Source organism: Arthrobacter sp. AL05 (assembly GCF_029960715.1).
GTDB lineage: Bacteria > Actinomycetota > Actinomycetes > Actinomycetales > Micrococcaceae > Arthrobacter.
Window position 1 is genome coordinate 1 of record NZ_JASBRC010000006.1, and the last position, 25,304, is coordinate 25,304.

Here is a 25,304-nt window from a genome sequence, read left to right on the forward strand (position 1 = left end):
GCCCGCCGCCGCGGCACAACTTCACCTCGTTGCCGCGGATCCGCTCCGAGCGACCCGCCCTGGACCTCCACCACCCGGAGCTCTCCCAGTCCTACACGGTCGATACCTCCGATTCCCCGGCCGCAGCCGTGCTGGGTAACGCCGACCAGAAGGACAACGCCAAGTGAAGATTGAATCAAGGGTTTTTGGCCTCGGAGTCTTCTTTTTCGTCCCGGTGTCAGTGGTCTACGGGTTTCTGACCGGCTGGACTGAGTACGTTGGGTTCCTCGGAATTATGCTGGTCGCCGGCCTGGCAGGCATGATCGGTGCCTACCTTTCGTTCACGGGGAAGCGGGTCGGGATGCGTCCCGAGGACCGCAGCGACGCCGAAATCCATGAGGGCGCCGGTGAACAGGGTCACTTCAGCCCCTGGAGCTGGTGGCCCCTGGTTCTCGGTACGGCGTGCGCCACCGGCTTCCTTGGGATGGCGGTGGGTTTCTGGATCGTCTACATCGGTGCCGGCCTCGCCGTCGTAGCCCTCGTAGGCTGGGTCTACGAGTACAGCCGCGGAGATCACGCGCACTAAGGTCCGCACGGACGCGAACATGGATTCAACGGCAGCGGGCCCCACCATCGAGGTGGGGCCCGCTGCCGTTAACGCTTCCTGTTGGACGGGGCGGCGGCCGAGTCTCCGGTCGGGGCACCTAGCCGGCCAGAGATGACTCCACCAGGTCCCTGAGACTCTCCAGGGCCTTCTCTACGGCGGCAGGGCTGCGTTGATGCGGGAGGGATTCATCGGCAATGGAGAGCTCTACTGAGCACCCGAAGCGGAAGTCCTCGGTCATCACTTCCAGCAGTGAGCGGGCGTCGACGGCGGGCCTGCCGTCCCTGCTGATGGTGACGGGAAGCCCGGTGGCAAGGACTGCACGGACGAACCGGGCGGCCGGTCTGGCATGCAGTCCAACACGGGCCCTGACGATTGCGGTCCGAACAGGCAATGGTCTTCCTTTATCTCGCAACGGGAATTTCGGCCGGTGGGGGACCAGCGCATTCAAGCCTATCGGCGGGCGGCCCCGCGGGCGAACCTATACTTCTTGGTGGTCTAGACCGGGGTCAGGCATGGCCTAATCTTGAGGTATGGCTCATTCGGGAAGGCAGTGAAATGGCGCCCACTGATGCTTCGCGCATGGACGGCGAAATCGACCGTCACAACGGAACGCCCATTTACGTCCAGCTGAGGGAGATCATCAGGGCGCACATCGTAAGTGTTTGCCCGCCGGGCTCGGCGCTTCCCTCGGAGCGGGATCTCGCATTGCGTTTTGGTCTGGCCCGGATGACGGTACGCCAAGCCATTGATGCCCTCGTCGGCGAGGAAGTCATCGAACGTGTTGTGGGGCTGGGCACTTTTGTCCGAAAGCCGAAACTGGACCTTCAGGTCAAGCTCACTTCCTACAGCGAAGAAATGCAGCGCCGCGGCATGGTTCCCGCGGCTAAGGTGCTTAGCTTTGAGCAGATCGGTGCGAGCGCATTCCTGGCCCGTGAATTGCAGCTCGAGGAGGGGACACCCTTGGTGCGCTTCCGGCGGCTGCTGCTTGCCGATAGCGAGCCCATGAGCGTGGACGAGAATTTCATTCCGGCCCACCGGGTACCGGGCCTGCTCGACGGCGAACCGCCCACCTCGCTCTACAACGTCCTCAGCGAACGGTACGGACTGGTGATGGAGTGGGGAGAAGACATGATCGAGGCCACGGCTGCGTCGCCGTCAACGTCTCGTTTGCTCAACGTGGAGGTTGGGTCTCCGCTGCTGAAAATCCAGCGTCATGCCTTTGTGGCTCGGGCCATGGTTGATTACTCGGTGTCGTACTACCGGGCCGACCGGTACAAGCTGTGGGTGCCGCTGCAGCGGCCCGGTGTCCGCCCGACACGCAACTACGCCTCGGGATACCGCCCCTAGCAGCCCTTGGGCGCGCTGATCCTTCACCGCCCCTCGTGTGGGGCCTTGTGGGCTGTCCTAGGTGTGGCCAGTGGGCATGTCCTGTGGCGGGATCCGGCAGTGGACATATTGGCCTTGTGCGCTGTCCTTGCTGTGACCAGTGGGCATGTCCTGCGGGCCGATGGTCGCCGTCCGGACGGTGGCCCGGACACTTGGGAACAAAACAACTCGGGAACCACAACGAGGCGCCGGTCAAGTGGATGAGGGGCTAAGGCAATACACAAAAAAGGCCCGGTCCTGTAGGACCGGGCCTTTCTGCGGATCACTGCAGCAGGTTAGTGGCTGAGTGTCTTTTGATTATCCGCTGTTTCAATTGCTTCGTGCCCGCCGTGGGCCCCGTGGGCAGCTGCCAGTTCAGCGGGAGTTGCCGGCGCGACGCGGTCCTCAAAGAACAGCTGCGACAGCTTGGCACGGCGCTTTTCCGTTCTGTCGACGACTCCGTGTGCGTTCGGCTCCGCGGGCAACGGAGACGGTGACTCGAAGCCTACGAGCTTGTAGCGCTTGTACTCATCCAGCGGGGCGTGGACCTCGATGAATTCACCGTGCGGGAGCCGCACGATGCGGCCGGTTTCGCGGCCGTGCAAGGCTATCTCGCGGTCCTTGCGCTGCAGGGCCAGAGCAACGCGCTTGGTGACTATAAAGGCGAGGATCGGGCCGATGAAGAACAGCGCGCGCAGCCAGTAGGTGACATCGTTGAGCGACACGTGGAAGTGCGTTGCAATGAGGTCCGAACCGGCGGCCGCCCACATCACGCAGTACCAGACGAACCCGGCCATGCCGATGGCCGTCCGGGTCGGCGCATTGCGGGGACGGTCCAGGACGTGGTGCTCGCGGTTGTCCTTGGTGATCCAGCGTTCAATCCAAGGGTACGTGAACATAAGGGTGAACAAGATGCCGGCCGGGACCAGCGCCGGCAGCAGGACGTTGAACGTAAACACGTGACCGAACCAGATCTGCTCGACATGCCAGTCGCCGAAGGTGCCCGGCATCAGGCGCAGGGCGCCGTCAACAAAACCGATGTACCAGTCGGGCTGGGTGCCGGCGGACACGGGGGAGGGGTCGTACGGGCCGTAGTTCCAGATCGGGTTGATGGTGAAGAAGCCAGCCATCAGCGCAACGACACCAAAGACGATGAAGAAGAAGCCGCCGGCCTTCGCAGCGTAGACCGGGCCAAGCGGGTAGCCCACGACGTTGCCGTCGTTGCGTCCCGGGCCGGGGTACTGGGTGTGCTTGTGCACCACAACCATAAACAGGTGGAGCACGATCATCAGGAGGATGAGCGCCGGAACGAGCAGGATGTGCAGCATGTACAAGCGGCCGATTATGGCCGTGCCCGGAAATTCCCCGCCGAAGAGGAAGAAGGAGATGTACGTGCCGATCACCGGGATTGACTTGATAACGCCGTCGATGATTCGCAGGCCGTTTCCGGACAGCAGATCATCGGGGAGGGAGTAGCCCGTGAAGCCGGCAGCCATTGCGAGGATGAGCAGCACGCTGCCCACCACCCAGTTCATTTCACGCGGTTTGCGGAAGGCGCCGGTAAAGAACACACGGAGCATATGCACCGAGACGGAAGCAACAAACAGCAGCGCGGACCAGTGGTGGACCTGGCGCATAAACAGGCCGCCACGAACGTCGAAGGAGATGTCCAGCGACGAGCTGTACGCGACGGACATTTCGACGTTCTTCAGCGGCGTGTAGGAACCCGAATAGTGGGTCTCTGCCATGGAGGGATCGAAGAAGAACGTCAGGAACGTTCCCGAGAGAAGCAGGATGACGAATGAATAAAGAGCCACTTCGCCGAACATAAACGACCAGTGGTCCGGGAAGACCTTCCGGCCGAATTCTCGAAGCATACCGGAGCCGCCAACACGCTGGTCGACGAAATCGGTAATGCGGCCGCCTTTAGTTGTGGCGACAAAGACCGGTGCCTCAGGCGTTGTTGCTGCGCTCATGCTCATCACGCTCCCAATAGCTAGGTCCAACAGGTTCATGGAAGTCGCTGGTGGCGACCAGGTAGCCCTCGGCGTCGACTGCAATGGGCAGCTGGGGGAGAGGACGGCTGGCCGGGCCAAAGATAACCTTGCATTCCCGGGTGAGGTCGAAGGTTGACTGGTGGCACGGGCACAGCAGGTGGTGCGTCTGCTGCTCGTACAGGGCAACGGGGCAGCCAACGTGAGTGCAGATCTTGGAGTACGCGACGATGCCGTTGTAGCCCCAGTCCTCACGCCCGGCGGACGGGTTCAGCGACTCAGGATTGAGACGCATCAGCAGAACGACGGACTTTGCCTTCTCGTTCAGCTTGCCTTCGCTCAGCTCGTTCAGCCCTTCAGGGATGACGTGGAAGGCCGAGCCGATGGTGACATCCGAGGCCTTGATGGGCGTGCCGTCGGGGTCGCGGGTAAGCCGCTTGAGCTTACCCTCCTCGGGCGCCCACATGGTGTGAGCCAGAGCCTTATCAGGACGGGGACCCAGGTCGCCGAAGACGGCAAGGGCAGGCAGCGGCGCCAGCGCGACGGCGCCCAGCAGGGTGTTGCGGATCAGGGGCCGGCGCTTGATGCCAGTTTCCTCAACGATGTCGTCGACGATGCGGACGGCGGCCTGGCGGTCTTCTTCGGTGCGGATCGCGTGGCGCTCTTCCGACACTTCATGGTCCGGCATAAGGGCCTTGGCCCAGTGCACAATGCCGGTACCGATGCCGAGCATCGCAAAGGCCGTGCCGATGCCGAGTAGCGCGTTCTGCAACCGGATCGTCGCGATCGCGGTGTCATCTCCCAGATCGATGGCGAAGTAAGCCACCAAAAATATCAGGGTGCCAACGACTGAGATACCGAAAAGAAGGGCTACCTGCCGTTCTGCTCGCTTTGCGGCCTTCGGGTCCGTGTCGGCCAGGCGCAAACGGTGCGGAGGAAGTCCAGGGTCCTGGAACTTCTCCACCTCATTTTGACCAGCCGTAGCTACGGTGCCCGAGTGGTTCGGACTGCCGTCACTATGGTTGCCCATAATTCGCCTCATCCCTCTCTCGTCTCGGCGATTGCCGAGTTAGCTTTCAATTCAAACTGCCGACGGGTCAGCAGCAAAACTCTTACAGGTGCAACAGGTGGCTAGGACGTCCGGGACGTCAGCCAGATGGTGAAGGCGATGATAACGCCGAGGCCGGCGATCCAGACAAACAGACCTTCCGACACCGGGCCCAAGGCGCCCAGATCAGCACCGCCGGGAGACCCGTTGGCTTCGATCTGCTTCAGGAAAGTGATGATGTCTCGCTTACCTTCGGGGGAAACGTTGGCATCGCTGAAGACCGGCATGTTCTGCGGGCCGGTGACCATTGCTTCGTAGATGTGCTTGCCGGTGACGTCGGCCAGGGCCGGGGCGAACTTGCCACGGGTCAGGGCCCCTCCGGCAGCTGCGGCGTTGTGGCACATGGCGCAGTTTGTGCGGAACAGCTCGCCACCCTTGGCGGCGTCTCCCTTTTCATCGAGGACACCTGCCTCGGGAATGGACGGGCCGGGGCCGAGCGAGGCAACGTATGCGGAAAGCTGGTGGGTCTGCTCTTCGTTGAACTGGGCCGGCTTCTTGTACGCCTGCGGGCCGTTCATCTGCATGGGCATACGGCCCGTACCGACCTGGAAGTCGACGGCTGCGGCGCCGACGCCTACCAGGGACGGTCCGGACTGGGACCCGCTGGCACCCATGCCGTGGCAGGTGGCGCAGTTGGCGGCGAAGAGCTTGCCGCCCTCCTCTGCGTCGTTGGCGCTGAAGCTGGTGGTGGCCTTGGCCTGGTTGACGGTCGTGGCAACGGCGTACAGCCCACCAGTGACCAGGAGGCCCATCAGCAGCAGTGCAATTGCTGCCAGCGGGTGACGTCGCTTCTGCGAGAGTGCCTTCACGTGGTGGTTCCTTTATTCGATCGTGCGTTGGCTCCGGGAGCCGCTACTTGAAATTCTACCTCTTGTAGAAAGAGTGGCAAGTGGTGCTACTTGAGGACATAGATGACCAGGAAGAGCCCGATCCAGACGACGTCAACGAAGTGCCAGTAATACGAGGTGACGATCGCTGAGGTCGCTTCGAAGTGGCCGAACTTCTTCGCCGCGAAGGACCGTCCCATTATGAGGAGGAAGGCAACCAGGCCGCCGATAACGTGCAGGCCGTGGAACCCGGTGGTGATGTAGAACGCCGAGCCATAAGCGTTGGAGGAGAGGGAAACATGCTCGGAAACGAGCATGGCGTACTCGGTTGCCTGGCCGGCCACGAAGAAGGAACCCATGATGAAAGTCACGGTGAACCATTCGTTCATTCCCCAGCGGGTGAAGCTGAGGGGGCCGCCGCTTCGGCGCGGCTGAAGCCGCTCAGCGGCGAAGACGCCCATCTGGCAAGTAAAGGAACTGGCCACGAGGACGATCGTGTTGACGAGCGCAAAGGGAAAGTTGAGCTTGGCTGTCTCTTCGGCCCACATTTGTCCGGAAGTCGAACGGAGTGTGAAGTACATGGCGAAGAGACCGGCGAAGAACATCAACTCACTGGACAGCCAGACTACGGTTCCAACAGAAACCATGTTCGGGCGATTCAGCGTCGGGTGCGCCGGGGTACTGGGGGCATGGGTCGCAGATGTCACATAGACATTATGTCTATAAAAGTCCCTGCTGCCCAACGCAAACCGCGTTTTGGGAGGACTTTTTCTACAAAGACGCGAATTCGAGCGGAAAAGTTCCCGGAGCGGTTCACATTGGTCATTGCGGTGCGCACCTCGATAGCATCGGAACGTGACTTCTCAGGCATCTGCACAGGCGGCAGTCAACTCGTGGCCGCGGCTCATCAAGGCACTCATCGACGGTACCGATCTCACGGCCGGCAGCACCGAGTGGGCGATGAACTCGATCATGTCCGGGGAAGCGACGCCCGTCCAGGTTGCAGGCTTCCTCGTGGCCCTGCGTGCCAAGGGCGAGACCGTGGATGAACTCGTGGGCCTGGTGGCGGCCATGATCGCGAACGCGAGTCCCATGGACATCTCCGGGCAGAAGCTGGACATCGTCGGAACCGGCGGTGACCAGCAGAACACCGTCAACATCTCCACCATGGCGGCACTCATTGCCGCCGGCGCCGGTGCCAAGGTGGTCAAGCACGGTAACCGTGCTGCCTCTTCGACCTCCGGGTCCGCGGACGTGCTTGAAGCCCTGGGTGTGCGGCTGGACCTGCCGATCCCGAGGGTGGCCCTTAACGCTGAGGAGGCAGGCATCACCTTCTGCTTCGCCCAGGTGTTCCATCCGTCCATGCGCCACGCGGCCGTTGCCCGCCGTGAACTCGGGGTCCCCACGGCGTTCAACTTCCTGGGTCCGATGACCAACCCCGCTAACGTGCAGGCCTCAGCGGTCGGCGTCGCCAACGTGCGGATGGCTCCGCTGGTGGCGGGGGTGCTGGCCAAGCGCGGGAGCCGGGGCCTGGTGTTCCGCGGGAATGACGGACTGGACGAGCTGACCACTACCGGCCCGTCGCGGGTGTGGGAAATCAGGAACGGCGAGGTGACCGAGGAGATGTTCGACCCGCGCGGGCTGGGCATCCGCCAGGCAACTCTTGAGGAGCTGCGCGGCGGGGACGCCGCGGCCAACGCCGCCGTCGTCCGGTCCGTTCTCTCCGGTGCGCAGGGACCGGCACGGGACGCTGCACTGCTGAACGCTGCCGCCGGACTCGTGGCGTTTGATCTGGACGCGGCCGGCCCGTTCAACGAACGGATGGCCGCGGCCCTCAAGCGCGCGGAAGAGTCTGTCCAGTCTGGTGCTGCTACTGCCGTGCTTGACCGCTGGGTCGCACTTTCCCGTAACTGACCCGCAGGCGTAACTGGCCCGCAGGCCGGCCCGTAAGCGGGCAAGCCTGCGGGAACCTACTCGTCGAAGCCGAGTGCGAAGGCTGCGTCCAGGTCATGCTGTGAATAGGCTCGGAAGGCGATCTGGGTGGTCGTGTGCACCACTCCGGAGACCTTGGAGAGCCTGTCCGCGATAACGTCCGCGAGGTCTTCATGCTTCGGAACCCGTGCGATCGCAATGAGATCCCATTCGCCGGTCACGGAGTAGACCTCGCTGATCCCCTGGATAGCGGAGATTTCTTCCGCGGTTTCCGGGATGCGGGAAGCATCTGTCTTAATCAGGACGAAAGCGGTGACCACGTGTGAGCCTTTCCGGATCTGTTGCGTCGTTGCCGGCCAACTTCAGCGCTCCCGTTGGGTGCTTCGGGGCCCCGGCCGTGTCACTGCCAGCCTAGTCCATCACGCCCGGCGACGGCGTGTGGTGAACCGCCGGACGCCGGCAGCTATCAGGCGGTATCCGAGCAGCAAAAGGCCCAGGCTGAGCAGGGCCACGATGATAAATGGCAGGACTACAGTTTGCCCTGTCACCGCCCGCAGGAGCATACCTACCGTCACCGCGCCGAGCCACACGGCGACGCCTGCGGGTGCCAGGGACAAGGGCGAGCGCCAGAGTCGCAAGACCAGCCAGGCCAGGGCCGCTCCTGCGAGGAAAGGCCAAGCGGTGGCGAACACGCCGGTGACGACGTCCCCGCGCTGATGGGCGTCCCGGCCGATGGCAGCGAAGAGCAGGATCAGAACGGCGTCGGCACCGGCGGCCAACACCGCTGAGCGCCGTGTCCGGGGCAGTAGAGGGCGGCCGGTACCGGAGGTCCGGGGGAGCGGGGACGTTGTGGAAGACATGCTGCCAAGCCTAGCGGCGCTGTCGTTGAAGCCGGTTATCAGCACAGGCTGGTTCAATGCGGCACAGCGGGGCTGCCCCCGGCGGGCTGGCCGGCGCGTGCAGAACGAGGCCGCTGGCTGGCGGAGTGCAGAACCGGGCGCGAATCTTGCCGCATGGCAGGTCGGCCTGGCGCACGCAAACGGCAGGGGAGTCCACCGGCCGCTAGGACCGAAGCGGGGGACGGCGGCTTCCGGCTCCCGAAGCAGGGAGGGAATATCAGGGCCATGGTGTAGGTTGCAGTTTCGTTAGTTAAGCACGACAGAAAAGAGAAGGACTCCCGTGGCAACCGATTACGACGAAGTACGTTCCGACGTTAAGGAATCACAGGACCGCTCGTTGGAGGCGCTGCAGTCCGCGAACGCCCCGGATGCCCGCAGCGTTGTCCGCGAGCTGGACGAATCCGATGCACTGGATGAAGGCATTACCCCCGGCGGTGAGTTTGTGGCCGAGGAACTCATTGTGCAGGTGATACCCCAGGCCGAGGATGAATTCACCTGTTACTCGTGTTTTCTGGTCCGGCACCGGTCCCAGCTGGCACGCAAGAAAAACGGCCACTCGTACTGCACGGAGTGCGAAGGATAGGACGGCCGTGTACCCGCTGCCGGGGGAGCGGCCCGCACCTTCGGTAGCGCTCGAAGCGGCCGTCCTTGGCGATATCTGAACCCTGGGTGGTGTGGGGGAGCTGCGGCCCGGAGTGCAGGCCGAACGCGATTGCCGGGTAGCTGGATTTCGCTCCAGCTGTCGGGTAAACGGATTGCCGAAGTGGCAGACTTTGGTTATGAGTATCGAGCAGTGGTGGCCGAAGCTGGCACCCGCAACGCGGGACTGGCTGATTGAGAACAACGGCGGCGCCGTCCCGGCCGAGATGGTTGCCGAGATTACGCAGGCCGGTGGGGTCGTCGATTCCGGAGCGTGGTGGTCTGGTGAGTACCGGGCCGGTGACTTCTATTTCTCCGACGAGGGTGTGGACTGGATCGAGGCCGTCGGCAATGGCGAAGTCCCCGAACCGCGCTGAACGGCAGAACGCAGGAGGATTCGGCAGACACCACATATTACCGGTCCACTTCCCCCGGCAATTTGCGACTACTTGACATAATGTTGATTATCGGCGTTTTCTGCAACGCTGGAAGTGGCCTTGGATCCAGCGTGACTCGCGCAAGTTGCGCGGCTTTGCCTCGCCGGGACGTTGCGCAACCCAAAGCCGCCGGATCCACGACCTTCTGTATCCTTTCAGCATGCGTATTCCGTTCAGCACCGACGTCCCGGCCCGCCTCGGAAAGTCCCTGGCGGCTCCGTGCAGGGCTGCGATCCTGAGCGTTGAATCCCTCGACAGCTGCGCTGAACCACGCCGCCCGCAGGTCCAGTTCGACGCCGGCAGCAACACAGCGTGCACCGTAGGGACACTCGTATGAGCGGGCATGATCACGATCACGGTGCAATCGCTGCCGGGAACCGCGCCAAGCTGATCCTGGTCTTTGCCATCACTTTCACCGTGATGGTCGCTGAAATCATCGGGGCTGTCCTGACGGGAAGCCTGGCGCTTCTGGCTGACGCGGGCCACATGTTCACCGACTCCACCGGACTGCTGATCGCCCTCATCGCGGCCTCCCTGGCGTTAAAACCGGCAACCCTCAAACGCACCTGGGGCTACAAACGCGCCGAAATCATCGCCGCCGCCGGTCAGGCGGCGCTGCTGCTCGGCGTCGGAGGATTCGTCATCGTGGAAGGTATCCGGCGGCTGATCGTGCCTGCCGAAGTCGGCGGCGGCACCATGCTGTGGTTCGGCATCATCGGGCTGGCCGGGAACGCCGTGGGACTGGTTGTCCTCGCGTCCGGGCGGAACCACAACTTCAACATGAAGGCGGCGTTCCTGGAAGTACTCAACGACGCCCTCGGTTCCGTTGCCGTCATTGTTGCGGCCATCATTATCGCCGTCACCGGTTGGGTCCAGGCAGACGCCGTTGTGTCGCTGCTGATTGGGGCGCTTATCATCCCGCGAACCCTGAAACTGCTTCGCGACACCGTTAATGTGCTGATGGAAAACGCCCCGCAGGGCCTGGATATGGCCCAGGTCCGCGAACACATCCTCGCACTCCCCCATGTCATCGACGTCCACGATCTGCATGCCTCACTGGTGGCCTCCGGCACACCCGTCCTCTCGGCGCACGTCACCGTCGAGGACGGGTGTATGACGGACGGCCACGCGGGAACCATTTTGGCGGAGCTGCAGCGCTGCGTCGCCGAACACTTCGACGTCAGTATCGAACACTCCACGTTCCAAATTGAGCCGGCCGCGCACCGCGACCAGGAGAGCATTCCGCACTGACTTGAGGTACCTGGTGCTTTCAGGCGCTGACGTAGGCCGCGAGGTGCTGGCCCGTGAGGGTGGAACGGGCCGCGACGAGGTCCGCCGGTGTGCCCTCGAACACGATCCTGCCGCCGTCGTGTCCGGCGCCGGGTCCGAGGTCGATAATCCAGTCGGCGTGCGCCATCACGGCCTGGTGATGCTCGATGACGATGACTGACTTGCCGGAGTCCACAAGCCGGTCCAGCAGACCGAGCAGCTGCTCGACGTCGGCAAGGTGGAGGCCGGTCGTCGGCTCGTCAAGGACGTAGATGCTGCCCCGCTCGGCCATCTGGGTGGCCAGTTTGAGCCGCTGCCGTTCCCCGCCTGAGAGGGTGGTGAGCGGCTGCCCGAGGCTGATGTATCCCAGCCCGACGTCGGAAAGCCGGGTGAGGATCTTATGGGCCGCCGGGACCGCCGCCTCCGCGGACTCGAAGAACCCGGCCGCTTCGGTCACCGGCATGGCCAGCACCTCGGCAATGTTCCGGCCACCCAGGGTGAAATCCAGCACAGACGCAAGGAACCGCTTGCCCTGGCATTCCTCGCAGCTGGACTCGACAGTCGCCATAACGCCCAGTTCGGTGTAGATCACACCGGCACCGTTGCAGGCGGGGCAGGCGCCCTCGGAGTTGGCGCTGAAGAGTGCCGGCTTAACGCCGTTGGCCTTGGCGAACGCCTTGCGGATCGGCTCGAGCAGTCCGGTGTAAGTCGCCGGGTTGCTCCGGCGTGAACCGCGGATGGCTCCCTGGTCGATCACCACGACGCCGTCCCGGCCGGCAATCGAGCCCTGGACCATCGAGCTCTTGCCGGAACCGGCGACGCCGGTGAGCACACACAGGACGCCGAGCGGAATGTCCACGTCGACGTCCTTGAGGTTGTGCGTCGCCGCGCCGCGGACTTCCATCGCAGCCGGCGATGTACGCACGGACTCCTTCAGCGTGGCCCGGTCGTCGAAATGGCGGCCGGTTGTGGTGTCGCTCCCCCGCAGCCCGTCCACGCTGCCTTCAAACACCACCTCGCCGCCGCCCTTGCCGGCGCCGGGACCAAGGTCGACGACGTGGTCCGCGATCGAGATGGTTTCAGGCTTGTGCTCCACCACAAGCACGGTGTTGCCCTTGTCCCGCAACTGCAGCAGCAGCCGGTTCATCCGTTCGATGTCATGCGGGTGCAGGCCGATCGTCGGTTCGTCGAACACGTATGTAACATCCGTGAGCGAGGAGCCGAGGTGCCGGATCATCTTGGCGCGCTGCGCCTCTCCCCCGGACAGGGTTCCGGCCGGCCGGTCCAGCGAGAGGTAGCCGAGCCCGATCTCCGCGAATGAATCCAGAAGGTGCTGCAGCCCGGTGAGCAGCGGGGCCACTGACGGCTCGTCCAGATCCCGGACCCAGCCGGCGAGGTCGCTAATCTGCAGGGCGCAGACGTCAGCAATGTTCTTGCCGTTGATCTTCGAGGAACGCGCCTCTTTGCTGAGCCGGGTTCCGTCACACTCCGGGCAGGTCGTGAAGGTGACGGCCCGCTCGACGAAGGCGCGGATGTGTGGCTGCATGGCTTCCGGGTCCTTGGCCAGCATGGATTTCTGGATCTTGGGGATCAGCCCCTCGTAGGTCAGGTTGATTCCTTCGACCTTGATCTTGGTCGGCTCTTTGTAGAGCAGATCGTGCAGCTGCTTCTTGGTGAACTTGCCGATCGGCCGGTCCATGTCGAAGAATCCGGAGCCGCCGAAAATGCGGCCGAACCAGCCGTCCATGCTGTAGCCGGGGATGGTCAGCGCACCTTCGTTGAGGGACTTGCTGTCGTCGTACAGCGCCGAGAGATCAAAATCGGTGACCGAGCCCAAGCCCTCGCAGCGCGGACACATGCCGCCCTGGTAGACCACGTCCCGCACCACGTTCCGCTCGACCCTGCCGCCCTTTTCGGTACTCATCACTCCGCTCGCCTTGCGCGTCGGGACGTTAAACGCGAACGCGGTGGGCGAGCCGATGTATGGCTGTCCGAGCCGGCTGAAGAGGATGCGCAGCATCGCGTTGGCGTCGGTGGCGGTACCCACTGTGGAGCGCGGGTTGGCGCCCATCCGCTCCTGGTCGACGATGATCGCTGTGGTGAGGCCCTCCAGGATGTCGACGTCCGGCCGTGCCAGTGAAGGCATAAAGCCCTGCACAAAGGCGCTGTACGTCTCGTTGATCATCCGCTGCGACTCCGCGGCGATAGTCGCGAACACCAGCGAGCTTTTTCCGGAGCCGGAGACCCCGGTGAACACCGTGAGCCGCCGTTTCGGGATCTCCAGGTTAATGTCCTTGAGATTGTTCTCGCGTGCACCTACCACCCGGATCAGATCGTGGCGGTCCGCAACGTGCAGCGCGGGCGACTGGGTATCCGGCGTCGGTGCCGTGCTCATTGTGACTCCATCCCGTGGGGCGCCGCGGCCGCAGTCTCCGCCGGGTCACCTGGCTCAATCTAACCAGCTTCGACAACGCATCGTCAGCTGACATCCATTGTCTTCTGCGCAGGCCTCCCTGAGAATGAACCATGACGGTCTACTTGAGGTCCCTGGAAACTGCTGTCCCGCCAACTGTCTTGATCCAGACGGAAGCACGGGATGTTTTTGCCGCCCAACCGGGACTGACCAGACTCGGTACCCGGCTGGTCAGCACGTGCTTCGATTCCGCCGCAATCGACACCCGCCACACCGCTGTTGATGAACTGACAAAGGACTTCCAAGCGGAGAATCCACGGTTTTTCGACGCCGGCACAGGGCTGCTGTTGAGCCCCAGTACTAAGGTCCGCAACGACATCTTCGCCGCCGAGGCCACCAAACTCTTTATCGAGGCGGCCCGGAAGGCCCTGGACGCCTGCCCCGGAATCTCTCCGGCCGGCATCACACACCTCGTCACGGTGTCTTGCACCGGCTTCTTCAACCCAGGACCGGACTACAAAATCGTCCGTGCCCTCGGCTTGAATCCTGCGGTGCAGCGCTACCACCTGGGATTTATGGGCTGCTACGCGGCGTTTCCCGCATTGCGGGCAGCCAAGTCCTTCTGCGAGGCGGATCCGGACGCCGTCGTCCTGGTCGTCTGCGCCGAACTTTGTTCGCTGCACGTGCGCACCTCTAACGACCCGGACACCATCATGGGTTCGGCGTTGTTCGCCGACGGAGCCGCCGCCGCCATCGTGACTGCCCTTGAGGACCCGGACGAGCCCGCTCTGCTGCAGCTGGACCATTTCGAGACGGTGCTGACGCCGGTCGGGGAGGAATCCATGGCCTGGAATATCGGCGACGAGGGCTTCGAGATGGTCTTGGGAAATTACGTCCCGCACATTATTGATGACCACATCATCGGCGCCCTGGAACCACTGCTCGCCCGGGAAGGAGCCTTGCTGGGCTTGCCCTACCGCGGTATCCGGCACTGGGCTATCCATCCTGGCGGCCGCAGCATCCTGGATAAGGTCCAGTCCAGGCTGGACCTCAGCGATGAGCAGCTGGTCCCGGCACGTGAGACGTTGCGCAACTACGGGAACATGAGCAGCGCCACAGTGCTGTTTGTGCTCCGGCACATCCTGGACCTGCCGCCGGCGGAAGGGGTCGAGGGCGGCAGCGAACGGATCTGTTCGATGGCGTTCGGCCCCGGACTGACGGTTGAATCCGCACTCTTCACGAAGCTCGGCAGTGTCCAGCGCGGTGCTCCCAAGCGCGGCGGGGACCCGGTACAGACCGCGGAATCGGTCGGTGCCGGGTCCCCGCAGCCGGAATCTGCCCTGGCCTGAGTTTCGGTGCTGAGCCTGCGTGCACGGGCGGCACACGCCGTCGAGGAAATGGACCTGCCCGACTGTGACCCTGCCCGGCTGGAGCGCACCTATGCCCAGTTCGCCCTGGTGAACCGCGCCGTCTCCGGCTGGCGCAGCCTCTACCTTCGCCAGCTCCGGCCGCGCCTGCGCCCCGGCGTCCCTGCCACCCTGCTGGACATTGGCTGCGGCGGCGGCGACGTGCCGGTGATGCTTTCCCGCTGGGCGGCCAGAGACGGCCTCCGCCTGGAGATCACTGCTATTGATCCGGATCCCCGCGCCGGCCGCTTCGCCGCGGAACGCCATTCGTCCACTGGCGTGAAGTTCCGCAGCTGCACAGCTGCGGAGCTGGGCTTCGAAGGCCTCAGCTTTGACCTGGTCGTGTCCAACCATGTGCTCCACCACGTGGCCGAGCATGAGCTTCCGGTGTTCCTCGCCGAGTCCGCCGCGCTCAGCCACGGCACCGTCATCCACAACGATCTCCGGCGCAGCGCGGCCGCGTACGGGCTCTTTTTTGCCGGGTCCTGGCCGTTTGCCGGCTCGTACATCAGGCCCGACGGCCTCACCTCCATCCGCCGCAGCTACACCGCAGCAGAATTGCGCAAGGCAGTTCCGCCCGGCTGGACTGTCCTCAGCCGGGCCCCTTTCCGGAACTTGCTGATCCGTGAGGCGGTTCCCGCCGGTGGTTGATGTTCTTGTGGTCGGCGGTGGCCCGGTGGGCCTGTTTATGGCCGCGCTGCTGCTCCAGCGGGGAGCCAGCGTCCGGATCCTGGAACGTCGGGCAGTCCCGGAACCGCACTCCCGGGCGATCGGCATCCATCCCCCCTCGTTGGACGCGCTCGACGGGGTCGGTGTGGCAGCAGTCCTGGCGGCCGAAGGGGTGCCGATCCGGAACGGCGTCGCCCTCGGCGGCGGCCGGACACTCGCACGGATGTCGTTCGCCGGGGTTTCGGACAGCTATCCGTTTGTCCTCTCCCTGCCGCAGGCCAGGACGGAGGCCATCCTGGAACACCGCGTCCGGCAGCTGGACCCCGCAGCCCTCCACCGCGGGGTCCAGCTCACGGGATTGCACGAGGACGGCGGCCTGGTCGCAGCCGACGCCACCGCAGCGGGATCGGTCCGCCGCTACTCGGCGTCCTTTGTTATTGCCGCCGACGGCGTCCGGTCCACAGTCCGTGCGCAGCTCGGCACGGCTGTCCGGGCGAGGGACTATCCGGACAGCTACCTGATGGGCGACTTTGCCGACACCACAGGGTTCGGTGCGGATGCCGCCCTGTTCCTGGAATCCGCGGGAATCGTGGAGTCCTTCCCGCTGCCGGGGTCGTTACGCCGCTGGGTAGTGCGCGTGACGGGCTCCGGGAACGGCACGGACGCCGCCGGGCTGGTGCAGCTGGTCAGGCAGCGGACCGGGATCGACGTCGATCCCTCGGGCCACAGTATGCTGAGCCGATTTGGCGTGCGTACCCGCCTGGTCCGCACCATGGTGGCCGGCCGCACAATCCTGATCGGTGACGCCGCCCACGAGATCAGCCCGATCGGCGGTCAGGGCATGAACCTGGGCTGGCTCGACGCCGCGGCGCTGGCTCCCCTTGTGCTGGCGGCGCTGGCGGGCGCGGACGTGGGTGCGCAGTTGCGGTCCTTCGAGGCCGGACGTATTGCTGCGGCCGCCCGGGCAGCCCGCCAGGCCGAGATCAACATGGCGCTGGGGCGGCCGCTGCCGGCGGTGCCATGGTCTGCGCGGAACCGCGCGATTGCGGCGGCCGCTGCCGTGCCCGCCGTAAAGAACTTTGTGGCCCGCCGGTTCACCATGCAGTGAGGGCCCGCCCGCCGCGACGACCCGGCAGGACGCCGGAGAGCGTAACTCAGGCCGGGGTGAAGTAGCAGTCGTAACTGTCTTGGCTGACAATCGTGCCGTCCCGGACCTCAAAGACGGCAGCGATCCTGGCCCGGATGACCTCGCCGCTGTTCCAGTGCGGCAGGTCCATCAGCAAGGTGGCGCTCCAGTCGGCTTCCAGCACCACCCGGGTCCCTTCGCAGGTTGTGCGGCGAACCAAGAAGCACTGCCCCGAGACGACTTGATGGGCTGCCGCGGCCCCGGCCAAGGCCTCGTCGCGGTTCCTCGCGGCACCTGCCGGTGCCAGCAGATGCGGTGCCTCGCTCAGCGTATAGTCTTCGGCGAGAAGCGGGGCGATCTCCGCCGGGCCGCCGTTGGCCTCAATAGCCCGCAGGAAGTTCAGGACAGATTCCAGGGGGGTCGGTGACGTCATGGCAACGAGACTAGCCGATGACGGCCGCGAGGCGCCGCCGCACCGGCCCGCGGCCGGAATACACTGATTCTATGGGCCGACTTCTTCCGCTCGTGCGGCGCCCTCCCGGCGAAAACCATCGGATTCCGGTGTGTAGGCGTGCCGCGGCCATGGTGTGCCTTGCGCTGACGGCCTCATGCAGCGCGGGCGCCACCCGCCCCGTCGGTCCCGTCAACGCACCACCAACGTCGGCTGCCGCCTTACCCATCACTGTCGAGATCAACCAGCTCCGCGACAACTACAGCCGGCAGATCATTGCCGTGCAACTCACGAACAACACCGACGGTCCGGTGACCGTGCTCAGCGCAGGGGTTGCCAGCCCGCTCTTTTCCGGCACGATCCCGTGGCAGGCAGCCCCCGGCGGAATCGAAATTCCACCGGGCCAGACCAAGATCCTGCCAGCCCAACTGCGTGCCCCGGACTGCGGAATCCGGACCCTGCCGCCGGGCGCGGGACCGGATGTTTCACTGGGCCTGGCCGTTGCCGGCGGAGCAGTTCACACCTCGACGGTCACCGCCGGCGACCCCTACGGCGTGATGGACCGGAACAACGCGGAAATGTGTCTTGCCCAGGCCGCCGGTGCGGTCGCTGACCTCCGGTTGGAAACGGAACTTGAGGTCTCCGCTGACGCCAAGAGCGCCGTCCTGCGCCTTGACGTCACACCGCGCAGCGTCCCGGGCGCCGTGAACCCCGGCTCGCTCGGAAGCCTGACCATCGACCGGATCGACGGGACAACCCTGCTCGACGAGGACCCGAGCCACCCCTGGCCGCGCTCTGTCTCGATCAGCGCCGGTGGTGCCGGCCAGCAATTCCGGCTGGTGATCCGACCCGCACGCTGCGATCCGCACGCCGTCGCTGAAGATAAAGTGGGCACTTTGCTCCCCCTCCGTGTCTCTTCGGGGGGACGGGAGGGAGTCTTGAAAGTTGACGCCGGCGCGCTGCTGCGTGGACGCATCTACGACTTTATTACGGCCGCCTGCGGACGCAAGTAGTCTGTTGGCATGTATTCCGACGCCAAGCCCACTGACTTCAGCGCCGCCCGCATCCATGAAACTGTCCAGCAGCTACTGTCCGCCGGGGTGCTTCCGGGCATTGTCCAGGCCGGGCATCCGGTGCTCAGGCAGCTCGCCGCGCCGTTCAGCGGCCAGGTGAGTGACGCCGAGCTGGGCCAGTTGATCGACCTGATGCGCAGCGTTATGCATAAGGCACCCGGCGTGGGCCTGGCAGCACCACAGCTTGGCGTCCCGCTGCAGCTCGCGGTTCTCGAGGACCAGTTCGACGTCGATCCCGACGTCGCCGCTGTCCGCGGACGGGAGCCGTTGCCCTTTTTTGCCATGCTCAACCCGAGCTACCAGCCACTTGGCGGCACCACAGTGGCCTTTTACGAAGGCTGCCTGTCGCTGCACGGACTTCAGGCCGCAGTCAACCGGCCCGAACGGGTTCGGCTCGACTTCACCGCAGCGGACGGCAGCCGGCAGCAGCGGGAATTCAGTGGCTGGCAGGCACGGATCGTCCAGCACGAAACTGACCACGTGCACGGCATCCTCTACCTTGACCGTGCCGAACTGCGCTCGATCAGCAGCAACGCCGAGTATTCCGCACGCTGGGCGCAGCCCGACATCAGTCTCGCCCGCCGGGAACTCGGCTTCCTTCCGGGCGATAGCGCCGACTGAACTCCGACTGAAGGCCGGCTGGCCGTCAGCCTTGACATGAGCCGGTGCCGTCAGCCTTGACGTCCGCCGGGGCCGTCCGCGGTGCCGTCAGCCTTGACGTCCGCCGGGGCCGGATTGGCCGCCGTGGGGAGGTACCGGGCCCACCACCGCAGGATCTGGTCGAAACGCTGCTTGCGGTGGTGCGGTGTTCCGGTGCGTGAGAGCTCATGGTTCTCCCCCGGGAAGACGAGGAAGGCGGCCTCCACACCGTGCTGTTTGAGCGCCGTGAAGTACCGCTGGCCCTGCTCCACCGGACACCGGAGGTCCTCCTCGCTGTGGATCACAAGCGAGGCGGTGCGCACCCGGTCCACCCGGGACATCGGGCTTTGCGCCGCCATCTGTTCGGCCGCGCGCCCGGTGTACTCCCCGCCGAAGAACCAGCCGATGTCCGAGGAGCCGACGAAGCTCACGGGATCGAGGAATCCACGCTCCACAATGGCGGCTTTGAAGCGGTGGTCGTGGCTGATGGTCCACGCGGTGAGGTAGCCGCCGTAGGACCCGCCCATAATGCCGAGCGCCCCGGCATCGAGCTCCTCGAACGTGCTGAGCGCGCCGTCGAGGAAGGCCAGGACGTCCTGCATGTCAAGGGTTCCCATCTTTTCCTTGATGGCCCGTCCGTGGTCTTGTCCGTAGCCGGCGGAACCGCGGGGGTTGCACATCAGGACCGCGTAGCCCGCCGCGGCGTAGACCTGTGCTTCGTCGAACAGCGCGCCGGTGAACTGGGCGAACGGGCCGCCGTGGATGTTCAGCAGCACCGGGTGCGGTCCGCGCCCCGGCGGCTGCACAAGCCAGCCGTGGACGGGGTAGCCGTCTGCTGAGGGGACTGTGAACTCCAGAGGCTTGATGATTCCGGGGCCGGAACGCAGCGCCGCGGAGAAATCGGTCAGGATCCGGAGCTGTCCGCCCGCAAGCACAGCAGTGTCCCCCGCCGTCGCCGCGTCCGTGAAACTGACCACCAGCGAGCCGCCCGACGCCGCGGCGCCGGTGGCCACCCGTTTTCCGCTAACCAGCACCTGGTGCTTCCCGGAGGCGTGGAACTCGATCACTTCGACCGTTCCGCAGACAGTATTGAGCAGCAGCACCGCGTCAGGGCCGGACAGTTCGATCCTGCCGTTGCAGCTCAGGTCCATCGTCTCGGCGTCGCTCAGCCGGGTGGCGTCGCCGCCGCCGGCCGGCAGCACGTAAAGAGCGGTGTTGCGTGCCACGAAGTCCAGGCCCGAGGCGCCCAATTCCTGGGCGAGGAAAAACAGCCGGTGTCCGTCCGGCGACGCGCGGACGGCGTGCACGTCCTGCCGGCCGGTGTTCTCCGGTACCACGGCCAGCGGCTCGGCTCCCCCGGTGCCGTCGCCGGTGTCCAGGCGGTAGATGCCGCTCGCAAGGTCGGCGTCGCTGCCACGATGCAGGGCCGCGACAAAATAGATTGCCAGCCCGTCGGCGCTGAAACCCGCACCGGTGTGGTCTGTGGCAGCCGTGGTTAGTTGCCGTGCGGCCGGGAGACCAACACCGGGTGTGCCGCCGTCGGCAACTGCGGTGCCGGACTTCAAAGCCCGGCCCGTTGGCACCACCTTGGGTTCAGCGCCAAGATCGGGCACTTCGACCAGGAAGAGCTGCACTGGCTGGTCCGCAGTGTATCCGACGCCGTTCATGCGGTACTTGTAGTCGGTGATCAGCCGGGCGTCCTCGCTGCCGGCGGATACCCCGGGGGTGCTGCCGTAGCGGCCGTTTTCCGGGGTTCTGGCCCCGTAGACAATTTGCCGGGAGTCCGGCGACCAGGCAAACTGGGACACTCCCAGCGGTGCGCCGGTGACTGGCAGCGGTTCCCCGCCGCCGGCCTCGACAATGTGGAGTTGAGGTTTTCCACCGTCCGCGGCGCGCAGGAAGGCCAGCATCTGTCCGTCCGGTGAGAAGTCCGGAGCGGTGTCGCGGAATCCGCGGGTCAGGCGGCGCGGAGCCTGACCCGGTCCCAGCGGCACCGTCCAGAGTTGCCCAACGTAGGCGTCGGCATCGAAATCGGGCCGGATCACGGAGACCACGGCGTGCCCGCCGTCTGGATGCACGGCAGGGGCGGACACGGAATTCAGCAGCGGCAGATGTTCGGATTTCACGTGTGCGAGCCTAGCCCCAGTTTCCCCGGCAGTGAAATAGCTCACGTCGGCGGCGCTGTGCCGTTCTGGAACGCCGCCGCCGCGGACCGGCCACCTAGGATGGACAGTATGCCCCCCGTTTCCCCCGACTTGCTGCTCTGCCCGGTCTGCCGGGCCCGGCTGGCTCCCGGCGGACCTGGCGTGCCGGCCCTGAAGTGTCCTGCCGGGCACAGCTTCGACGCCGCGAAGCAGGGGTACTTCAACTTCCTCGTTGGTAAAGGCACCGTATTCGAAGCCGATTCGGCCGACATGGTGGCGGCGCGCTTCGAATTCCTCGGCGCCGGCCACTACCGTCCGCTCGCGGATGCCGTGGCGGAACTGTCCGCCCGCTTCCTCGCAGGCGTTGACCCGCAAACGCCTCCGGTTGTGCTGGACGCAGGAACGGGCACCGGCCACTATCTCCGGGCTGTGCTGGACCAGGCCGCGCTGGACCGGACGCCCGCCCGGGCGATCGGCCTGGACATCTCTAAGTTCGCCCTCCGCAGGGCCGCGAAACTGAACCCCGAGGCGGTAAACCTCGTCAGCGACGTGTGGCAGCCGCTGCCGCTGGGTGACGGCAGCGTCGATGTCATCACTGTGGTCTTCGCGCCGCGCAACCCAAATGAGTTTGTCCGGGTGCTGCGCCCTGTCGGCCGGTTGATTGTGGTGACTCCGCGGCCGGGACATCTCCAAGAGGTGGCAGGCCAGTCCGGCATGCTTGGGATCGAGCCGACAAAGGACGAACGGCTCGCGGCCTCACTCGAAGGACACTTTTCGACGCTCTCCACCGACGATCTGGATGTGCCGCTGCTGCTCTCCCCGGACGACGTCCTTCGGCTGGCCCTGATGGGCCCCGCCGGGCACCATCTGAACCGGGATGCCCTGCTGGCCTTCGCGGCCGGGCTGCCGCCGCGCACAGCCGTCTCTGCCCGGTTCCGGATCAGTGTCTTTGAGCCGCGCGCCAAAGCCGCAGATAACGACTTGGCCACTTTCGCAAACTGATTTCTGCGGCCCTCCGCACGGCTTGCCTATCGGCTTAGGATGGAATGAGAGTAACTGAGGGTCTGCGCCTGCAGCCCCTGGGGCGAAGGGGGAATGATGCTGGACTGGCTAGCCGAAAACTGGTGGGCGCTGTGGCTCACGGTGTTCCTGGTTTTTGCCGTGGTAGAGATGCTCACTCTGGACCTCTTTTTTATCATGCTTGGCGGTGGCGCTCTGGCCGGACTGGTGGCAGCATTCGCGGGGGCCGACCTGGGCCTGCAAATCGTGGCGTTCTGCGTCGTGTCGCTGCTGATGATCGGCTTCGTCCGGCCCGTCGCGCTCAAGCACCTCCGCAAGGGTCCGGACGACCTTCGGAGCAACGTCGAAAGGCTGATCGGTGAATCCGCGCTGGTCATGGAGCCGGTCAGCGCCAGCGGCGGCCTGGTTAAAATTGGCGGCGACGTCTGGAGCGCCCGCTCCGAGACCGGCATGCTGGCCGCTGGCCAGCACGTAATTGTCAGAGCCATCGACGGCGCTACTGCCGTCGTCGCCCCGCAGCAGGAAACTGCCGTCCAGTAGCCGAAGCAAGAATTCCGGCGGCCGTCACCGGCGCCGGGGACGCGGCGGGACTCCGCCGCACACCATGGCAAGACCAAATCTGGGGAATAGGTGAAGTATGGATATCGCAGTCGCAATCGTGCTGCTGGTGCTCGTTGCGTTCGTAATAATAGTGCTGGTCCGGTCGGTTCGGATTGTCCCGCAGGCACGGGCCGGCGTCGTCGAACGGCTGGGCAAGTACCAGCGGACGCTGAACCCCGGCCTTACGATCCTGATCCCGTTTGTGGACCGGCTGCTGCCGCTGCTTGACCTGCGTGAACAGGTGGTCTCTTTCCCGCCGCAGCCGGTGATCACCGAGGACAACCTCGTCGTTTCGATCGACACGGTGGTCTACTTCCAGGTCACCGATGCGCGGGCAGCCACGTACGAGATCGCGAACTACATCCAGGCCGTCGAACAGCTCACCACCACGACGCTCCGAAACGTTGTGGGCGGCCTGAACCTCGAAGAAGCCCTCACCTCACGTGATCAGATCAACGGCCAACTCCGCGGTGTGCTGGACGAGGCGACCGGCCGCTGGGGCATCCGTGTCTCGCGGGTGGAGCTCAAGGCGATTGATCCGCCGCACTCCATCCAGGATTCGATGGAGAAGCAGATGCGCGCCGAACGGGACCGGCGCGCCGCCATCCTGACGGCGGAGGGCACCAAGCAGTCCGCCATCCTCACCGCTGAAGGCCAGCGGCAGTCCTCGATCCTGAAGGCCGAAGGCGACGCCAAGGCGGCGATCCTTCGGGCCGACGGTGAAGCCCAGGCCATCCAAAAGGTGTTCGGTGCGATCCACAAGGGCAACCCGGACCAGAAGCTCCTGGCCTACCAGTACCTGCAGACCCTGCCGAAGATCGCCGAAGGCTCGGCGAACAAGCTGTGGATCATTCCGAGTGAAGTCGGCGAGGCGCTCAAAGGTATCGGCAGCGCCCTCGGCGGAAGCAAGGACGGCCAGGCCAACGATGGGCTTTTTGGGCCTGATTCTGACGCGGCCAAGGCCGAAACCGCCGGACCGGCAGCGTCCGCGGGAGGCCCCGCCGACGGCGGAGTGGATCTCAAGGGCCGGCAAGAGCCCTAAGCGTTCCCGGTCAAGGGGAGGTATCCGCCGCTGGCGGGTGCCTCCCCTTTCCGCATCCCGCGAGGGCAGCCCGTTCCCTAAGCTTTACCGGGGACGGCCCGTTCGCGTATACTTAAATATTTGTCCGGCCGGTTCGGTCCGGCGGAACATTTAAGCTTCGCAAAGCGTTTTCTTTAGTGACGTTGTATCCGTTAAGGGTCCTGTGAGAATGCGCAATGCAAACCGTAGTCCGGCGCGGCCCCACAGCCCCCGGCTCACGCAGGGCCTGACCCTGCGAACCGAATAGAGGGAGAAAAGATGAGCGATCGCAGCCTGCGGGGTATGCGCCTTGGCGCCCAAAGCATGGAGACCGAGTCCGGTGTCGAGCCGGCTCCGCGCCAGCGGGTCGAGTACCGGTGCGCGGACGGCGAGCAGGTTTTTGTGACCTTCTCCTCCGAAGCCGAGATCCCCCCGGTGTGGGTCTCCAAAACAGGCAAAGAAGCCCTGCTCGTTGACGGCGAACGCCCGGTGAACCTCAACGAAAAGGCCGTTCGAACGCACTGGGACATGCTCCTGGAACGTCGCTCCCTGCCGGAACTTGAGCAGATCCTCGAAGACCGCCTGACGATCCTGCGCGAACGCCGGGGCGAACGGCGCTCCGCCTAAGGAACCCGCAGTCCAGGCACAGCAAAGGGGCCGGCCCGCACCGTCACAGACGGTGCAGGCCGGCCCCTTTTTTGTCCCCGGACGGGCGAGGGCTAGCGCTTGTGGCTGCCAAGCTTGCCGGACAAAGTGTTCCAGCGTGCGGCCAGGCCCCACTTGGTGACGTTGATCATGGCTTCGACCACGATGTTTCCGCTCATCTTCGAGGCGCCCAGTTCGCGTTCAACGAAGGTGATGGGCCGTTCGACAATTGTCAGACCCAGCTTGGCCACGCGCCAGGCAAGGTCCACCTGGAAGCCGTAGCCGACGGAATCAACCGCGTCCAGGTTCAGCTTCTCCAGGGTGCTGCGCCGGAACGCACGGAAACCGCCGGTAACATCCTTGATTTTCAAACCCAGCAGGAGCCGGGCATAGGTGCTGCCGACCCGGGAGATGGCTTGCCGGTACAGCGGCCAGTTGACGACGCTGCCGCCCGGTACCCAACGCGAGCCCATGGCGAGGTCGGCGCCTTGTTCGACGGCCTCGAGCAGTTGCGGAAGTTGCTCCGGCTGGTGCGAACCGTCAGCATCCATTTCGACGAGCACGTCGTAACCGGCGGCGAGGCCCCATTTGAACCCGGCGATGTACGCTGCGCCCAGTCCGGCCTTTCCCGCTCGGTGCAGGACGTGGACCTGGCTGTCCTCAGCGGCAAAGCGGTCCGCAAGCTGCCCGGTGCCGTCGGGGCTGTTGTCGTCGACAACCAGGACGTCGGAGCCAGGCACAGCCGTGCGCAGGCGCCCGAGAGTCTTGGGCAACGATTCCAGCTCGTTGTAGGTCGGGATGATCGTGAGGACACGCACAGCGAGGCCTTTCCTTGGAGGGAGCGGTCAAACGCCCGGCCAGTCACTTCAGAACTGACACCAGGCGCAACTCTCCATTATAGGCAGTCACCGGGCCCGCTGGGTCCGCGGCAGGTCCCGGGGCAGATCCACCCGCTTCGGGCCAGTTGCGGCGGCCAGCGGATAGGGCCGCAGAAACCGTTTT

Annotated in this window: 27 protein-coding genes; 16 read left to right on the forward strand and 11 right to left on the reverse strand. The window is 64.9% G+C overall.

Annotated elements, in window-relative coordinates:
- Positions 1 to 163 precede the first annotated feature (163 nt).
- Positions 164 to 565, forward strand: coding sequence for a cytochrome c oxidase subunit 4 (locus tag QK287_RS09195; RefSeq protein ID WP_226772978.1), 402 nt, complete (start codon positions 164 to 166; stop codon positions 563 to 565).
- A gap of 118 nt (positions 566 to 683) precedes the next feature.
- On the opposite strand, the gene QK287_RS09200 is transcribed toward QK287_RS09195, so the two are convergent.
- Entirely contained in the window at positions 684 to 977 is a 294-nt protein-coding gene (locus QK287_RS09200) for an HPr family phosphocarrier protein (protein WP_226772976.1), read from the reverse strand.
- 164 nt (positions 978 to 1,141) lie between these two features.
- Between QK287_RS09200 and QK287_RS09205 the strand changes: the two genes are divergently transcribed.
- The gene (locus QK287_RS09205) at positions 1,142 to 1,933 is read left to right on the forward strand and encodes a GntR family transcriptional regulator (RefSeq protein WP_226772975.1); all 792 of its coding nucleotides are present in this window, start codon (positions 1,142 to 1,144) and stop codon (positions 1,931 to 1,933) included.
- A gap of 314 nt (positions 1,934 to 2,247) precedes the next feature.
- Here QK287_RS09205 and QK287_RS09210 read toward each other — a convergent pair whose 3' ends face one another.
- The 4 genes from QK287_RS09210 to QK287_RS09225 form a co-directional block, all read right to left on the reverse strand.
- A complete protein-coding gene (locus QK287_RS09210) occupies positions 2,248 to 3,927 on the reverse strand; it encodes a cytochrome bc complex cytochrome b subunit (RefSeq protein WP_282359905.1) in 1,680 nt (559 codons plus the stop codon).
- Positions 3,905 to 4,975: a Rieske 2Fe-2S domain-containing protein gene (locus tag QK287_RS09215; RefSeq protein ID WP_226772972.1), complete on the reverse strand. Its 1,071-nt coding sequence runs from the start codon at positions 4,973 to 4,975 to the stop codon at positions 3,905 to 3,907. The genes QK287_RS09210 and QK287_RS09215 overlap by 23 nt, the downstream gene beginning before the upstream one ends.
- Positions 4,976 to 5,076: 101 nt before the next feature.
- Entirely contained in the window at positions 5,077 to 5,862 is a 786-nt protein-coding gene (locus QK287_RS09220) for a c-type cytochrome (protein WP_226772971.1), read from the reverse strand.
- A gap of 86 nt (positions 5,863 to 5,948) precedes the next feature.
- Complete coding sequence (locus QK287_RS09225) at positions 5,949 to 6,623, reverse strand: heme-copper oxidase subunit III (protein WP_226772970.1); 675 nt, start codon at positions 6,621 to 6,623, stop codon at positions 5,949 to 5,951.
- A 112-nt stretch (positions 6,624 to 6,735) separates the two neighbouring features.
- On the opposite strand from QK287_RS09225, the gene trpD reads away from it, so the two are divergent.
- Positions 6,736 to 7,794, forward strand: a complete 1,059-nt coding sequence (gene trpD, locus QK287_RS09230) for an anthranilate phosphoribosyltransferase (RefSeq protein ID WP_226772969.1) — start codon at positions 6,736 to 6,738, stop codon at positions 7,792 to 7,794.
- 56 nt (positions 7,795 to 7,850) lie between these two features.
- Here trpD and QK287_RS09235 read toward each other — a convergent pair whose 3' ends face one another.
- Both QK287_RS09235 and QK287_RS09240 read right to left on the reverse strand, forming a co-directional pair.
- Positions 7,851 to 8,132, reverse strand: coding sequence for an Lrp/AsnC ligand binding domain-containing protein (locus QK287_RS09235; RefSeq protein WP_226772968.1), 282 nt, complete (start codon positions 8,130 to 8,132; stop codon positions 7,851 to 7,853).
- Between the two features lie 99 nt (positions 8,133 to 8,231).
- Complete coding sequence (locus QK287_RS09240; protein WP_226772967.1) at positions 8,232 to 8,672, reverse strand: DUF3054 domain-containing protein; 441 nt, start codon at positions 8,670 to 8,672, stop codon at positions 8,232 to 8,234.
- A 319-nt stretch (positions 8,673 to 8,991) separates the two neighbouring features.
- On the opposite strand from QK287_RS09240, the gene QK287_RS09245 reads away from it, so the two are divergent.
- The 4 genes from QK287_RS09245 (at position 8,992) to QK287_RS09260 (ending at position 11,038) form a co-directional block, all read left to right on the forward strand.
- A complete protein-coding gene (locus QK287_RS09245; RefSeq protein ID WP_226772966.1) occupies positions 8,992 to 9,294 on the forward strand; it encodes a DUF4193 domain-containing protein in 303 nt (100 codons plus the stop codon).
- Between the two features lie 196 nt (positions 9,295 to 9,490).
- Positions 9,491 to 9,727 (forward strand): hypothetical protein, encoded by a 237-nt coding sequence (locus QK287_RS09250; protein WP_226772965.1) that lies wholly within the window; start codon positions 9,491 to 9,493, stop codon positions 9,725 to 9,727.
- A gap of 220 nt (positions 9,728 to 9,947) precedes the next feature.
- Positions 9,948 to 10,124: a hypothetical protein gene (locus tag QK287_RS09255; protein WP_226772963.1), complete on the forward strand. Its 177-nt coding sequence runs from the start codon at positions 9,948 to 9,950 to the stop codon at positions 10,122 to 10,124.
- Positions 10,121 to 11,038 (forward strand): cation diffusion facilitator family transporter, encoded by a 918-nt coding sequence (locus QK287_RS09260; RefSeq protein WP_226772961.1) that lies wholly within the window; start codon positions 10,121 to 10,123, stop codon positions 11,036 to 11,038. Before QK287_RS09255 ends, QK287_RS09260 begins: the two co-directional genes overlap by 4 nt.
- 19 nt (positions 11,039 to 11,057) lie before the next feature.
- Here QK287_RS09260 and QK287_RS09265 read toward each other — a convergent pair whose 3' ends face one another.
- Complete coding sequence (locus tag QK287_RS09265) at positions 11,058 to 13,451, reverse strand: excinuclease ABC subunit UvrA (RefSeq protein WP_282359907.1); 2,394 nt, start codon at positions 13,449 to 13,451, stop codon at positions 11,058 to 11,060.
- Between the two features lie 131 nt (positions 13,452 to 13,582).
- Here QK287_RS09265 and QK287_RS09270 point away from each other — a divergent pair, with 131 nt between their 5' ends.
- The 3 genes from QK287_RS09270 to QK287_RS09280 are packed head-to-tail and all read left to right on the forward strand — an operon-like array spanning position 13,583 to position 16,652.
- Complete coding sequence (locus QK287_RS09270; protein ID WP_226772958.1) at positions 13,583 to 14,818, forward strand: type III polyketide synthase; 1,236 nt, start codon at positions 13,583 to 13,585, stop codon at positions 14,816 to 14,818.
- Between the two features lie 6 nt (positions 14,819 to 14,824).
- A complete protein-coding gene (locus QK287_RS09275) occupies positions 14,825 to 15,526 on the forward strand; it encodes a class I SAM-dependent methyltransferase (protein WP_282359908.1) in 702 nt (233 codons plus the stop codon).
- Positions 15,519 to 16,652, forward strand: a complete 1,134-nt coding sequence (locus QK287_RS09280) for an FAD-dependent monooxygenase (RefSeq protein WP_282359909.1) — start codon at positions 15,519 to 15,521, stop codon at positions 16,650 to 16,652. Before QK287_RS09275 ends, QK287_RS09280 begins: the two co-directional genes overlap by 8 nt.
- Positions 16,653 to 16,698: 46 nt before the next feature.
- On the opposite strand, the gene QK287_RS09285 is transcribed toward QK287_RS09280, so the two are convergent.
- The gene (locus QK287_RS09285) at positions 16,699 to 17,103 is read right to left on the reverse strand and encodes a nuclear transport factor 2 family protein (RefSeq protein WP_226775830.1); all 405 of its coding nucleotides are present in this window, start codon (positions 17,101 to 17,103) and stop codon (positions 16,699 to 16,701) included.
- 71 nt (positions 17,104 to 17,174) lie between these two features.
- On the opposite strand from QK287_RS09285, the gene QK287_RS09290 reads away from it, so the two are divergent.
- Both QK287_RS09290 and QK287_RS09295 read left to right on the forward strand, forming a co-directional pair.
- A complete protein-coding gene (locus QK287_RS09290) occupies positions 17,175 to 18,134 on the forward strand; it encodes a hypothetical protein (protein ID WP_282359910.1) in 960 nt (319 codons plus the stop codon).
- Between the two features lie 9 nt (positions 18,135 to 18,143).
- Positions 18,144 to 18,815 carry a peptide deformylase gene (locus tag QK287_RS09295; protein WP_226775832.1) on the forward strand — a complete coding sequence of 224 codons (672 nt, stop codon included), beginning with the start codon at positions 18,144 to 18,146 and terminating at the stop codon, positions 18,813 to 18,815.
- A gap of 50 nt (positions 18,816 to 18,865) precedes the next feature.
- Here the strand turns inward: QK287_RS09295 and QK287_RS09300 are convergent, their stop codons facing one another.
- On the reverse strand, positions 18,866 to 20,959 hold the full coding sequence (locus QK287_RS09300) for a S9 family peptidase (RefSeq protein ID WP_226775833.1): 2,094 nt from the start codon (positions 20,957 to 20,959) through the stop codon (positions 18,866 to 18,868).
- Positions 20,960 to 21,067: 108 nt separating this feature from the next.
- Between QK287_RS09300 and QK287_RS09305 the strand changes: the two genes are divergently transcribed.
- The 4 genes from QK287_RS09305 to QK287_RS09320 all read left to right on the forward strand — a co-directional run bounded on the left by QK287_RS09305 (position 21,068) and on the right by QK287_RS09320 (position 24,284).
- Positions 21,068 to 21,979 (forward strand): methyltransferase domain-containing protein, encoded by a 912-nt coding sequence (locus QK287_RS09305; protein WP_226775834.1) that lies wholly within the window; start codon positions 21,068 to 21,070, stop codon positions 21,977 to 21,979.
- Between the two features lie 96 nt (positions 21,980 to 22,075).
- The gene (locus QK287_RS09310) at positions 22,076 to 22,537 is read left to right on the forward strand and encodes an NfeD family protein (RefSeq protein ID WP_226775882.1); all 462 of its coding nucleotides are present in this window, start codon (positions 22,076 to 22,078) and stop codon (positions 22,535 to 22,537) included.
- A 97-nt stretch (positions 22,538 to 22,634) separates the two neighbouring features.
- On the forward strand, positions 22,635 to 23,639 hold the full coding sequence (locus QK287_RS09315) for an SPFH domain-containing protein (RefSeq protein ID WP_226775835.1): 1,005 nt from the start codon (positions 22,635 to 22,637) through the stop codon (positions 23,637 to 23,639).
- Positions 23,640 to 23,936: 297 nt separating this feature from the next.
- Positions 23,937 to 24,284: an RNA polymerase-binding protein RbpA gene (locus QK287_RS09320; RefSeq protein WP_024367218.1), complete on the forward strand. Its 348-nt coding sequence runs from the start codon at positions 23,937 to 23,939 to the stop codon at positions 24,282 to 24,284.
- Positions 24,285 to 24,376: 92 nt separating this feature from the next.
- Here the strand turns inward: QK287_RS09320 and QK287_RS09325 are convergent, their stop codons facing one another.
- On the reverse strand, positions 24,377 to 25,120 hold the full coding sequence (locus tag QK287_RS09325) for a polyprenol monophosphomannose synthase (protein ID WP_226775836.1): 744 nt from the start codon (positions 25,118 to 25,120) through the stop codon (positions 24,377 to 24,379).
- Between the last annotated feature and the right edge of the window lie 184 nt (positions 25,121 to 25,304).

Bases quoted from the DNA above. Each gene is read 5' to 3' on its own strand.
- QK287_RS09210 (WP_282359905.1), bottom strand. From the start codon at position 3,927: ATGAGCGCAGCAACAACGCCTGAGGCACCGGTCTTTGTCGCCACAACT.
- QK287_RS09295 (WP_226775832.1), top strand. From the start codon at position 18,144: ATGTATTCCGACGCCAAGCCCACTGACTTCAGCGCCGCCCGCATCCAT.
- QK287_RS09310 (WP_226775882.1), top strand. From the start codon at position 22,076: ATGCTGGACTGGCTAGCCGAAAACTGGTGGGCGCTGTGGCTCACGGTG.
- QK287_RS09285 (WP_226775830.1), bottom strand. From the start codon at position 17,103: ATGACGTCACCGACCCCCCTGGAATCTGTCCTGAACTTCCTGCGGGCT.
- QK287_RS09240 (WP_226772967.1), bottom strand. From the start codon at position 8,672: ATGTCTTCCACAACGTCCCCGCTCCCCCGGACCTCCGGTACCGGCCGC.
- QK287_RS09265 (WP_282359907.1), bottom strand. From the start codon at position 13,451: ATGAGCACGGCACCGACGCCGGATACCCAGTCGCCCGCGCTGCACGTT.
- QK287_RS09215 (WP_226772972.1), bottom strand. From the start codon at position 4,975: ATGGGCAACCATAGTGACGGCAGTCCGAACCACTCGGGCACCGTAGCT.
- QK287_RS09290 (WP_282359910.1), top strand. From the start codon at position 17,175: ATGGGCCGACTTCTTCCGCTCGTGCGGCGCCCTCCCGGCGAAAACCAT.
- QK287_RS09250 (WP_226772965.1), top strand. From the start codon at position 9,491: ATGAGTATCGAGCAGTGGTGGCCGAAGCTGGCACCCGCAACGCGGGAC.
- QK287_RS09205 (WP_226772975.1), top strand. From the start codon at position 1,142: ATGGCGCCCACTGATGCTTCGCGCATGGACGGCGAAATCGACCGTCAC.
- QK287_RS09305 (WP_226775834.1), top strand. From the start codon at position 21,068: ATGCCCCCCGTTTCCCCCGACTTGCTGCTCTGCCCGGTCTGCCGGGCC.
- QK287_RS09320 (WP_024367218.1), top strand. From the start codon at position 23,937: ATGAGCGATCGCAGCCTGCGGGGTATGCGCCTTGGCGCCCAAAGCATG.
- QK287_RS09270 (WP_226772958.1), top strand. From the start codon at position 13,583: ATGACGGTCTACTTGAGGTCCCTGGAAACTGCTGTCCCGCCAACTGTC.
- QK287_RS09260 (WP_226772961.1), top strand. From the start codon at position 10,121: ATGAGCGGGCATGATCACGATCACGGTGCAATCGCTGCCGGGAACCGC.
- QK287_RS09315 (WP_226775835.1), top strand. From the start codon at position 22,635: ATGGATATCGCAGTCGCAATCGTGCTGCTGGTGCTCGTTGCGTTCGTA.
- QK287_RS09255 (WP_226772963.1), top strand. From the start codon at position 9,948: ATGCGTATTCCGTTCAGCACCGACGTCCCGGCCCGCCTCGGAAAGTCC.